At 42.5% G+C, this 11,852-nt stretch carries 8 protein-coding genes; all 8 read left to right on the top strand.

Annotated features, from left to right (window positions below; genetic code table 11):
- Positions 1 to 9: 9 nt before the first annotated feature.
- The 8 genes from ADHAQ_RS0111280 to ADHAQ_RS0111240 all read left to right on the top strand — a co-directional run bounded on the left by ADHAQ_RS0111280 (position 10) and on the right by ADHAQ_RS0111240 (position 11,837).
- Positions 10 to 1,491: a mandelate racemase/muconate lactonizing enzyme family protein gene (locus ADHAQ_RS0111280; protein WP_026463021.1), complete on the top strand. Its 1,482-nt coding sequence runs from the start codon at positions 10 to 12 to the stop codon at positions 1,489 to 1,491.
- A gap of 200 nt (positions 1,492 to 1,691) precedes the next feature.
- On the top strand, positions 1,692 to 2,630 hold the full coding sequence (locus tag ADHAQ_RS0111275; RefSeq protein ID WP_026463020.1) for an RraA family protein: 939 nt from the start codon (positions 1,692 to 1,694) through the stop codon (positions 2,628 to 2,630).
- 170 nt (positions 2,631 to 2,800) lie between these two features.
- Positions 2,801 to 3,733, top strand: coding sequence for an RraA family protein (locus ADHAQ_RS0111270; protein WP_026463019.1), 933 nt, complete (start codon positions 2,801 to 2,803; stop codon positions 3,731 to 3,733).
- 268 nt (positions 3,734 to 4,001) lie between these two features.
- Positions 4,002 to 4,934, top strand: coding sequence for an RraA family protein (locus tag ADHAQ_RS0111260; protein ID WP_026463018.1), 933 nt, complete (start codon positions 4,002 to 4,004; stop codon positions 4,932 to 4,934).
- Positions 4,935 to 5,274: 340 nt separating this feature from the next.
- Positions 5,275 to 6,798, top strand: coding sequence for a mandelate racemase/muconate lactonizing enzyme family protein (locus ADHAQ_RS0111255; protein ID WP_026463017.1), 1,524 nt, complete (start codon positions 5,275 to 5,277; stop codon positions 6,796 to 6,798).
- Between the two features lie 178 nt (positions 6,799 to 6,976).
- Positions 6,977 to 8,500 carry a mandelate racemase/muconate lactonizing enzyme family protein gene (locus tag ADHAQ_RS0111250; protein WP_026463016.1) on the top strand — a complete coding sequence of 508 codons (1,524 nt, stop codon included), beginning with the start codon at positions 6,977 to 6,979 and terminating at the stop codon, positions 8,498 to 8,500.
- A gap of 201 nt (positions 8,501 to 8,701) precedes the next feature.
- On the top strand, positions 8,702 to 10,192 hold the full coding sequence (locus ADHAQ_RS0111245) for a mandelate racemase/muconate lactonizing enzyme family protein (RefSeq protein WP_026463015.1): 1,491 nt from the start codon (positions 8,702 to 8,704) through the stop codon (positions 10,190 to 10,192).
- 157 nt (positions 10,193 to 10,349) lie between these two features.
- Positions 10,350 to 11,837 carry a mandelate racemase/muconate lactonizing enzyme family protein gene (locus tag ADHAQ_RS0111240; RefSeq protein ID WP_026463014.1) on the top strand — a complete coding sequence of 496 codons (1,488 nt, stop codon included), beginning with the start codon at positions 10,350 to 10,352 and terminating at the stop codon, positions 11,835 to 11,837.
- The last annotated feature ends 15 nt before the right edge of the window (positions 11,838 to 11,852 follow it).

Below are 11,852 nucleotides of genomic sequence, written 5' to 3'. Positions count from 1 at the left end.
CCTAAACCAATGAAAGGTATTTTACAACAAATTATTAATGCAAACAAGCAAAGGGAGGTAGGAGAGGCGGCAGCCATCCAGACAGAACTTAACAATCCGGCAACATCTGATAGCCGACGTAGTTTCTTAAAGAAAACTGCTTTGGGCGGTATTGCACTGGGCGGCTTCATGAGCATGTCTATTGAAGATACTCTGGCTCATACCACCTCCAAAATTAACCGGGCTTCTAACCCAGCTGATCTAAAAATTACTGATATGCGCTACGTGCGCATAAACCGGGGATGGCCTGTTATTCGGATTGATACCAACCAGGGCATTTATGGGTTAGGAGAAGTACGGGATGGGGCCGATGAAAAATATGCCCTGTTTTTAAAAAGCCGGATTATGGGGCAAAATCCTTGTAACGTAGAACAGCTTTTTAAATCTATAAAACAATTTGGGATGCATGGCCGTCAGGCCGGTGGCGTTTGCGGAGTAGAGGATGCTTTATGGGATTTAACCGGTAAAGCTTACGGTGTTCCGTGCTGGCAATTACTAGGCGGCCGGTACCGCGACAAGGTTCGCTTATATGCCGATACGCCGGAGGATAAAGATATTTCTGTTTTTAAAGAAAAAGTAAGACGCCGGATGGTAGATCAGGGCTATACCTGGTTGAAAATGGATTTGGGCTTGCAAATGGTATCGAATACATCAGGTACTACTGTAAATACCAAGTTTTGGGGTAATGCACAAGGCCAGTACGATATGGCTAGCTATATGGGGTATGGAAATACTGCCCACCAGTTTACCCAAATTCAGATAACCGATAAAGGTTTAAATGAAATGGCAAAATATGTAGATGGTATCCGGAGTGTGGTAGGCTATGAAGTGCCTCTTTCTGCCGACCATTTTGGCCATTTCGATTTAAATAATTCGATCAGGTTAGGAAGAGCTGTCGAAAAATACCGGTTAGCTTCTTTGGAAGACATGATTCCGTGGCAATCTATGGCGCAATGGAAAAAAATTACCGATGCGCTTGAAACACCTACTATAACCGGGGAAGATATTTACTTAAAAGAAGAGTTTAAGAAATTAGTAGATATGCGGGCCGTGGATATTGTTCATCCGGATTTAGCTTCTTCGGGCGGGTTGTTAGAAACCAAAAAAATAGGTGATTACGCCGAAGAAGGAGGAGTAGCTATGATGATGCACCAGGCAGGGTCGCCGGTGAATTTTATGGCCAACGTGCATTGTGCGGCGGCTACTCAAAACTTCCTGGCGCTGGAGCACCATTCTGTAGATACGCCTTGGTGGGAAGGTTTAGTAAAAACAACTGATGGTCGACCATTGATTACAAAAGGTTTTGCCAATGTGCCGTTAACTGCTCCTGGTCTGGGGATTGAATTAAACGAAGAAGTTGTAAAACAGCATTTAGATCCAAGAGATCAGAGTTATTTCCGGGCAACGCCGGAATGGAACGAGAAGCGGTCTCATGACAGACTTTGGAGTTAATAGGATCTTGACTTAATGTAATTATATCAGTATAACATCAAATTTTAGCTAAAAGAAGATTTATTTTCTTTATTATTTTAATTACATTTGTTCATACAGTACTTAATGCTTAACCGAATAAGGCGCACTTTTAGAAAGTTTTAAGTATTAGATTTTACATTTGTTCACCACTTTACATTATTACCATTTAACAACAAACAATGAAAAACAAATTTTTACTGCTTACTGCCTTTGTTTTGGGTAGCTTTTATGCCAATGCGCAATACCATGTAGGCGCTACTCCGGAAACAATAAAGGCTATGACTCCTCGCTGGAAAGGTGAGCGTACTGCTGATGGTCGTCCTAAGGTGCCAGATTTAGTAGTTGAAAGATTAAAACACTGTACTTTAGAGCAAGTATGGGGGTATCTGGGCCGCAAAGGTTATAATAACCAGGTAGCAAAAGACTGGATTATTTTGAAGCCAGGCGAAACCATGACTGGCCGCGTAGTAACTGCTCAGTTTATGCCAACTCGTCCGGACTTGGATAGTTTGGTTAGAGTGGCAGGTAAAGCTGAAGGACGTTCTCAGTCTGGAGGTATTAACATCTGGCCGATTGATATTTTAACCAAGGGCGATGTTTACGTAGCCGATGGTTATGGTAAAGTAAAAGACGGTACTTTGATAGGATCCAGCTTAGGCAACTCCATTCATGCTAAAACTGGTAATGGTGTTATTTTTGAAGGCTCTATTCGGGATATGCAGGAATTAAAAGAAACCCCTGGTTTCAATGCCTGGATTAAAGGTCACCACCCATCTTATATCAAAGATATGACGCCTGCTTCTATTAACATGCCTATTCGCATTGGTGAAGTTACAGTTTTCCCTGGCGATGTGGTATTTGCCAATGAGTACGGGGTATGTTTTATTCCAGCCCATTTAGTAGAGCCGTTGGTTACGTCTTCAGAATTAGTAGGTTTGCGTGATGAGTTTGAGCGGGTACTATTAAAACAAAACAAATATCCGGCTGGTCAGATTCATGGCGATTGGACTGATGCCATAAAAAATGAATACAGAACCTGGTTCTCTAAACTACCTAAAAACAGAACAACGGTAACTAAAGAACAATTAGAAGCCAGCCTAAAAAGAGGGGAGCGCTAATTAAAGCTTATAAAAAGTAAGTGTAAATAAAATTATTTATTTACAAGTTACCTGCCTTTTTTGGAATAATTTAAAAATCAAAAAGCAATAGCTCTTTTAAAACTATTGTTTTTTGATTTTTTTTTGTAGTATTTTTAAACGTTGAATTTTTATTTTTAAACCAAATTAAAATGAAATCCAGATTTGCATTTGCACTAGCTCTGGCAGCTAGTATGTATTTTAAAGGTTCCTTACAGGCTCAAACTATTTCAAAAGATGAATTAACCTTCTTAACTTCTGAGTGGAAAGGAGATCGTTTTCCTGATGGTCGTCCGAAAATTGCTGAAAGCTTATTGGAAAGAGCTAAAAAAGTAGGTATTGCTGATGCCTGGACTGTTTTAAAAAATGAAGGCTATACAAACCAATATGAAGGTGGCTGGAAAAATGTACATGATGAAGTACCGGTAACCGGAAGAGCTGTTACTGCTTTATTTATGCCAAGCCGTCCGGATGTTGAGAAAAATGTTACTGAGCGTGGTCAGAAGTCTCAAGGCCGTAAAGGCGCAACTAATGCCTGGCCGATTGATGTACTAACCAAAGGTGATGTATATGTAGCAGATGGTTATGGTAAAATTAATGGTGGAACACTTATTGGTGCTACTTTAGCTAACTCTATTTTCACTAAATCAGGTAACGGTGTTGTATTTAATGCATCGGCCCGTGACTTAGAGGAAATTCAAACTATCAAAGGATTCAATGCTTTTGTGCGCGATTGGCACCCTTCGTTTTTGCAAGAAAGTGTGTTAATGGGTTTAAATGTGCCTATTCGGATGGGCAGTGTAATGGTATTGCCTGGTGATTTAGTAATTGCTAAAAAAGAAGGCGTATTATTTGTGCCGGCTCATTTAGCAGAACATGTAATTAGTACCTGCGAGTTTGTTACCCGGAAAGATAGATTTGGTTTTGAAATGGTTAGGACTGGTAAATATACGCCAGGTCAGATAGACAGCCAATGGGATGATAAACTTAAGAACGATTTCTTAGCCTGGTTAAAAAAACATCCGGAATTAGGTACCATGACAAAGGCCGAAGTAGATAAAGTAATGGAAAAAAGAACTTGGTAAGTTTAAATAATTATCAAATTGTCAAAAAGCCGGGATTTATTCCGGCTTTTTTTATTTTAAATGAAATATCCGTCCGGTTTTATTCTTTGCAATACTATGCGATTATTATTACTAAATTTTATTTGTAACATTCAATTTAGTAAACTTTTGTTAGTTGGGTTTAGAAGGTATATGTTTATAAGTCAGGAGTATATGTTGCATTTTTAAGGTGTTTTTACTATACTTAGTAGCACTCACCACAAAAAGTAAACACCTAACCAAACACGAGATGAGAAAAAGCATACTCTTATTAGCCGCCTTTGTATTCACCGGATTCTATGCCAGTGCCCAAATGCACGTTGGCTCCACACCGGAAACAGTAAAAGCCTTAACCAGTCGCTGGCAAGGGGAACGCTATGCAGATGGCCGCCCGAAAGTGCCGGACCTGGTACTGGAACGGTTAAAGAACTGTACTTTGGAACAGGTTTGGGGTTATCTGGGCGGGAAAGGCTACCGCAACCAGGTAGAGCGGGACTGGATCATCTTAAAGCCAGGTCAGACCATGACCGGCAGAGTAGTCACCGCGCAGTTCATGCCTACGCGTCCGGACCTGGACAGCCTGGTAAGAGCAACCGGTAAAACAGAAGGCCGCTCCCAGAAAGGCGGTATCAACATCTGGCCGATAGATGTTTTGACTAAAGGAGATGTATATGTAGCGGATGGTTTTGGCAAAGTAAAAGATGGTACCTTAATAGGATCTAGTTTAGGAAACTCTGTTTATGCTAAAACGGGTAATGGCGTCATCTTTGATGGCTCTATCCGGGACATGCAGGAGCTGAAGGAAACCAATGGTTTTAATGCCTGGGTTAAAGGTCATCATCCCTCTGCCATAAAAGATATGACGCCAGCTTCTATTAACATGCCTATCCGGATTGGAGAAGTAACTGTATTTCCCGGTGATGTGGTATTTGCCAATGAGTATGGCGTGTGCTTTATTCCGGCTTACTTAGTAGAAGGTTTGGTGTCGGCATCAGAAATGACAGCTTTGCGGGATGAGTTTGAGCGGGTGCTGCTAAATCAGAACAAGTATCCAGCGGGCCAGATTCATGGGGACTGGAACGATGCCATCAAGAATGACTTTAGAAGCTGGGTAGCTAAATACCCCAAGAAGATTGCGGCTACCAAACAGGACATAGAAGCTTACCTGGCTAAGAGCCACTAATTCATCTGTCAATACTGCTGGAATGGCTGAGGGTTTACCTCAGCCATTCTTGTTTTATATGGAGTAGCTTGTAATATTTATTACCACATGTTCCATCAAGCAAAAAAGCAATTTAAATAATGAAAGCTGCAAGTGGTACTAAATCCATTTTGAATGTATTACCCTTATTAAATTACGAGGTAGCTTAAGCTGTACTTTAGCAAGTATAATTTTTTAGCGCCTGGAGTAGCTTGGCTGCTCTTTCTGTCAGAAATAGATTTTACTATAATTTAATATTAATCCATACATTGCTATATTAATCTGTTAAGTAATCCATCACCTAATCCACCCAATAAGGAAAATGAAAAGCATTTTAAGCCAAATTATTGCCGCCAATAAAACGGAAGAGCAAAAAGCTGCTGAAGCCATACAGGCAGAGATAAATAATCCGACTACAAAAGCCGACCGCCGGAATTTTCTCAAGAAAACGGCTTTAGGAGGTATAAGCTTAGCCGGATTTATGGGTATGTCTATGGAGGATACCGTGGCTCATTCTGCTTCCCGGGTAAATCGAGCTTCTAATCCGTCTGAACTTAAGATTACCGATATGCGCTATGCAGTACTGAAGTTGGGAAAATCTTTTTCTAACTCCAGAAATGCCATTATCCGGATTGATACCAATCAGGGAATTTATGGTTTAGGCGAAGTGCGGGATGGAGCGGATGTGCGTTATGCCCTGATGTTAAAAAACCGCTTATTAGGACAAAATCCTTGTAATGTAGAAATGCTGTTTAAAAGCATTAAGCAATTTGGCATGCATGGCCGGCAAGGCGGCGGGGTTTGTGCCGTTGAAACGGCTCTTTGGGATTTAGCCGGCAAGGCTTATAATGTACCCGCCTGGCAATTATTGGGTGGCAGATACCGGGATAAGGTACGATTGTATTCGCATATGCCAGATTCCGGAGAAGTGCCATTGGCAAAAATGGATATGAGCCAGTTTAAGGCCGATATTAAAAAGCGTAAAGAAGAGCAAGGCTTTACCTGGATTAAGATTCACCCGGGCATGCAAATGTATAATCAGATACCGGGCACTACAGTAAATACCAGATACGTGCCGGGATATGGTAGCGCTAATGATGGTTTTATGGATTACCGAAATATGCGCCATCCGTTTACAGGTATCCAGGTCACGGAGAAAGGGTTGGATGAACTGGCTAAATATGTAGCAGCTGTACGGGAAGTAATTGGGTATGAAATGCCCATGGCAACGGACCACATCGGCCAGTTTGATATTAATAATAGCATCCGGATAGGCAAGAAGTTGGAACCATACCGCTTAGCCTGGTTGGAAGATGTTGTCTCCTGGGAATTTGCTGATCAACACAAACGAGTAACCGATGCCATTGAAACTCCCACCATTACCGGCGAAGATATTTACCTGAAAGAAGAGTTTATGAAACTCTGCGACATGCAGGCCGTGGATATTATGCACCCGGACTTAGGTACTTCCGGCGGTTTGCTGGAAACCAAGAAAATTGGGGATTATGCCGAAGAAAAAGGATGCGCCATGGCACTTCATCATGCAGGGTCACCGGTATTGTACATGGCCAATGTGCACAGTGCTGCCGCTACACAAAACTTTCTGGCTTTGGAAATGCCAAACCAGTGTGTTGATAATGCCTGGTGGAAAGACTTGGCTAAACCTACTGGTAAAAATCCACTGCACGTGAAGGGCTTTGCTCCGGTACCCGATGACGCACCTGGGTTAGGTATAGAACTGAACGAAGAAGTTATGAAACAACACCTGAACCCGGAAGACACTAGTTTCTTTAGGCCGACCCCTGAGTGGAACGAAAAACGCTCGCACGATAGACTTTGGAGTTAATGTTTATAGGCTGACAAAAGCTAGTTTTTTATTCTTTATTAAAGACTTCTAACAAGGTAATAAATTTAAACATAAAACGCCTTTAGAAGAATGCTGTTAAGCTAGTAGATTGTATTTTGAATATTTATTGGCTATTATTAAACTTTAAATAACAGGCTATTTATAATCCACCTAATAAATGAAGAGTATTTTAAATGATCTTCTTGCCGCTAATCGGAAAGCGGAAAAAGAGGAAGCAGCAGCAATTCAGGCAGAAATCAATAACCCGGCGACCAGCAATACCCGGCGTGATTTTTTAAGGAAAACGGCTTTAGGCGGAATTACGCTGGGCGGCTTCATGGGCATGTCTATAGAAGATACTCTGGCGCAAACTACTTCCAAGGTAAATCGAGCATCTAATCCGTCGGAATTAAGAATTACGGATATGCGCTATACTACTGTTTCTAATGGTACGGCTTTCACCAATGCCCGGAATGTAATTATTCGGATAGATACCAACCAAGGTATTTATGGTTTAGGTGAGGTAAGAGATGGCGGTGATGCCCGGTATGCATTATTTCTGAAAAGCCGGATTCTGGGTCAAAACCCTTGTAATGTAGAGCAAATATTTAAATCTATAAAGCAATTCGGAGGCCACGGGCGTGCTGGCGGTGGCGTTGTAGCGGTAGAAATGGCCCTTTGGGATTTAGTAGGCAAAGCGTATGGCGTGCCGGTGTGGCAATTACTAGGTGGACGTTATCGGGATAAAGTGCGGTTATATGCTTATGTGCCTAACTCCGGAGAAGGCTCATTGGCCAAAATGGATATTGGTAAATTTAAAGCGGATGTTAAACACCGCATGAATGAGCAGGGATTCACCTGGTTAAAAATGCATCCGGGTATTCAGGTGTACAGCGATTTAAAAGGCGCCACGGTTAATACCAAATATTCGCCCGGATTTGGTACTTCTGATTTAAGTATGGGTTCCTATCAAAATACCAAACACCCGTTTACCGCTATTCAGGTTACCGATAAAGGCTTGAACGAGCTGGCCAGATATGTTAATACCATTCGGGAAATTGTTGGTTACGAAGTTCCTTTGTCAGCCGACCACATGGGCCATTTTGATGTAAATAACTGTATTCGGGTGGGTAGAGCCATGGAGCCTTATAGGTTGGCTTCCTTGGAAGATTTTGTGCCATGGGAAATGACGGAGCAGTTAAAAACCATTACGGATGCACTGAATACTCCTACCATGACCGGTGAAGACATTTACCTGAAAGAAGAGTTTATGAAGATATGCGATAGGCATGCCGTGGATATCGTTCAGCCAGATATGGGTACGTCAGGTGGTATTTTAGAAACCAAAAAAATTGGTGACTATGCCGAAGAAAAAGGAGTAGCGATGGGCTTGCATTTTGCTGGTACACCAGTATGCTTTATGGCCAACGTACACAGTGCTGCTGCTACTCAAAATGTTCTGGCCCTGGAGGTGCCCAACCAAATTGTAGATAATACCTGGTGGCCGCAGTTAGTAAAAACAGCCAATAACCAACCTTTATATACCAAAGGTTTTGCCAGTGTACCATTAGATGCTCCTGGGCTGGGAGTGGAGCTAAACGATGAGGTCATGAAACAACACCTGCATCCAGAAGACAACAGTTATTTCCGGCCAACCCCGGAATGGAATGAAAAACGCTCGCACGACAGATTGTGGAGTTAATCAAAAAGAAAAAAGCCGGGTATTCCCGGCTTTTTTCTTTTTCAGACAATCCTCATTGAAATTTAACTTCCTATGATCGAAGGTTTTTAGGGAGAATTAGCTTCAGAATCTGTTGTTTGGCATGGTTGCATCTTTACCTATTTATCTTTATTATTAGTACCTATTGTAGCTTCCACCACCACTTAAATTATCTAGCAACGAATGAAAAGTATTTTACAACAAATTATTACCAAGCATAAGTCGGAGGAAAAAGAGCAGTCCGCCGTTATGCAAGCCGAAATAAACAACCCGGCAACCAAAGCTGATCGACGTAATTTCCTGAAGAAAACAGCTCTTGGCGGCATTGGGCTGGCCAGTTTTATGGGTATGTCCATTGAGGATACCGTAGCCCAATCTACCTCCCGGGTAAATCGGGCCTCCAATCCGGCTGATTTAAAAATTACAGATATGCGGTATGCCGTAGTAATGAAGCCGGGCCGCTGTGCCATTCTACGGATTGATACGAACCAGGGGATTTATGGCTTAGGAGAAGTGCGCGATGGCGCGGATGAGCGCTATGCCTTATTCTTGAAAAGCCGGCTACTGGGGCAAAATCCCTGTAATGTCGAAATGCTTTTTAAAACCATAAAGCAGTTTGGGATGCATGGTCGGCAGGCAGGAGGCGTTTGCGGTGTAGAAATGGCCTTGTGGGATTTAGCCGGTAAAGCCTATGGTGTACCGGCCTGGCAATTACTGGGAGGACGCTACCGGGATAAAGTGCGGTTATATGCTGATACGCCGGAAGAAAAAGACTTAAGTGCCTTTAAAGCTAAAATTAAACACCGGACCGAAGTACAGGGATTTACCTGGTTAAAAATGGACCTTGCCCTGGAGTTACTGAATGGGAAGCCCGGCACTACTGTAAATACCAAATACTGGGGAGGTAATATAAGCCGGCGTGCCGATCCAAATAATTATATGGCCTATGGCAATGTGAAGCATCCTTTTACTTCAATCCAGATAACAGATAAAGGGTTAGACGAATTAGCAAAGGTGGTAGATAGTATCCGGAGCGTGGTAGGTTACGAAATTCCTATTTCATCTGACCATTTTGGTCATTTTGATTTAAATAATTCTATTCGATTAGGAAAAGCGGTAGAAAAGTACCGGTTAGCCTGGCTGGAAGATATGCTTCCCTGGGATCAGGTAGACAACTGGAAAAAAATTACTGATTCTTTGGAAACGCCCACTATTACCGGCGAAGATATTTTCCTGATCAATGAATTTAAGCCACTGGTCGATAAGCACGCCGTAGATATTGTTCATCCGGATTTAGCTTCTTCGGGTGGGTTGTTAGAAACTAAACGCATTGGTGATTATGCCGAAGAAGGAGGTGTTGCCATGGCCATGCACTTTGCTGGTACACCGGTTTCTTTTATGGCCAACGTGCATTGTGCGGCGGCTACCCAAAACTTCTTGGCCTTGGAACATCATTCTGTGGATTTACCGTGGTGGGAAAACCTGGTAAAGACTACGGATGGCAGAAAAATGATTGATAAAGGTTTTGCAACGGTACCAAACCTGGCTCCTGGCCTGGGAATTGAACTGAACGATGAGGAAGTGAAAAAACACCTGGATCCGGCTGATCCAAGTTATTTCCGGCCTACTCCGGAATGGAACGAAAAACGCTCGCACGACAGACTTTGGAGTTAATTACAGTACTTCCTTAAACTATAAAAGCCGGAGATTTTCCGGCTTTTATAGTTTAAGTCGTAAGTTCAGAATATGTTCAGAATTATAAAGTAGCTTCAGACAGCCTTTTATTAAATGTAAATTATCCACCACTTAATTTAATTCTACCACCTATTCAATGAAAAGTATTTTAAAACAGATTATTGCGGCCTCTAAAAAAGAAGAAGCAACGGAAGCTGCCGCCCGACAAGCAGAGTTAAATAATCCGCATACCCAGGACAACCGACGGAATTTTTTTAAGAAAACCGCCTTGGGTGGTATTTCTTTAGCCGGATTTATGAGCATGTCAATTGAGGATACAGTTGCCCAAACTACTTCTAAAGTAAGCCGTGCCTCTAACCCTTCAGAATTAAAAATTACCGACATGCGGTATGCTGTTATTCAGGGATTAGATCGGAATCCCATCATTCGGATTGATACAAACCAAGGGATATATGGCTTAGGTGAAGTGCTGGATTTTGCGGATGAACGCTATGCACTGATGCTGAAAAGCCGGCTTCTGGGGCAAAATCCATGTAATGTGGAAATGCTTTTTAAAACCATGAAACAGTTTGGTGCTAATGGTCGGCAAGGTGGCGGCGTAAGTGGGGTAGAAATGGCGCTTTGGGATTTGTGCGGTAAAGCTTACGGGGTGCCGGTTTGGCAGTTACTAGGTGGCCGCTACCGCGATAAAGTACGATTGTATGCTGATACGCCGGGCGATAGAGATATTTCTGTATTCAGAGAAAAAATTAGAACACGCATGCAGGATCAGGGTTTTACCTGGCTAAAAATGGATTTAGGAATACAGATGGTGGCTAAAAATGCGGGCACCACGGTAAATACTAAATTCTGGAACGATGCCCAGGGCCAATACGACATGCGCGAATACATGGGCTATGGCAATGCCAAACATCCTTTCACCCAAATTCAGATTACAGATAAAGGCTTAAATGAATTAGCTAAATACGTAGATACTATCCGGAGTGTAGTTGGGTATGAAGTACCGTTATGTGCGGACCATTTTGGTCATTTTGATTTAAATAATGCTATTCGGTTAGGCAAGGCAGTAGAGAAATACCGGCTCGCGTGGCTTGAAGATCTGGTGGCCTGGATGTATACCGATCAGTGGAAAACCATAACTAATGCCCTGGAAACACCTACCTTGACTGGTGAAGATATTTATTCGAAAGAAAACTTTAAGCCGCTGATTGATGCGCAGGCCATCGATATTGTTCATCCGGATTTAGGAGCCGCCGGGGGGATTCTGGAAACCAAAAAGATTGGTGATTATGCTGAAGAACACGGTATTGCTATGGCCATGCACCAGGCAGGCAGCCCGGTTAATTTAATGGCCAATGTACATTGTGCTGCTGCCACGCAAGGTTTTCTGGCACTGGAACATCACTCTGCCGATGTGGCCCATTGGGAGAATTTAGTTCGTACAACTGATGGAAGACCCTTGATAACAAAAGGTTTTGCCAATGTGCCCCTTACCGCCCCAGGTTTAGGAATAGAGTTAAATGAGGAAGAAGTGAAAAAGCATTTAATTCAAACCGATAAAAGTTATTTCCGGCCAACACCAGAATGGAACGATAAGCGTTCGCATGACAGGTTGTGGAGTTAATATTAGAACAAAGGC

It is taken from the genome of Adhaeribacter aquaticus DSM 16391, assembly GCF_000473365.1.
GTDB classification, from domain to species: domain Bacteria; phylum Bacteroidota; class Bacteroidia; order Cytophagales; family Hymenobacteraceae; genus Adhaeribacter; species Adhaeribacter aquaticus.
Note: the sequence above shows the minus strand (reverse complement) of the source record. Positions and strands in the feature narration are given on the sequence as shown.

Bases quoted from the DNA above. Each gene is read 5' to 3' on its own strand.
- ADHAQ_RS0111260 (WP_026463018.1), top strand. From the start codon at position 4,002: ATGAGAAAAAGCATACTCTTATTAGCCGCCTTTGTATTCACCGGATTC.
- ADHAQ_RS0111280 (WP_026463021.1), top strand. From the start codon at position 10: ATGAAAGGTATTTTACAACAAATTATTAATGCAAACAAGCAAAGGGAG.
- ADHAQ_RS0111255 (WP_026463017.1), top strand. From the start codon at position 5,275: ATGAAAAGCATTTTAAGCCAAATTATTGCCGCCAATAAAACGGAAGAG.
- ADHAQ_RS0111270 (WP_026463019.1), top strand. From the start codon at position 2,801: ATGAAATCCAGATTTGCATTTGCACTAGCTCTGGCAGCTAGTATGTAT.
- ADHAQ_RS0111250 (WP_026463016.1), top strand. From the start codon at position 6,977: ATGAAGAGTATTTTAAATGATCTTCTTGCCGCTAATCGGAAAGCGGAA.
- ADHAQ_RS0111240 (WP_026463014.1), top strand. From the start codon at position 10,350: ATGAAAAGTATTTTAAAACAGATTATTGCGGCCTCTAAAAAAGAAGAA.
- ADHAQ_RS0111275 (WP_026463020.1), top strand. From the start codon at position 1,692: ATGAAAAACAAATTTTTACTGCTTACTGCCTTTGTTTTGGGTAGCTTT.
- ADHAQ_RS0111245 (WP_026463015.1), top strand. From the start codon at position 8,702: ATGAAAAGTATTTTACAACAAATTATTACCAAGCATAAGTCGGAGGAA.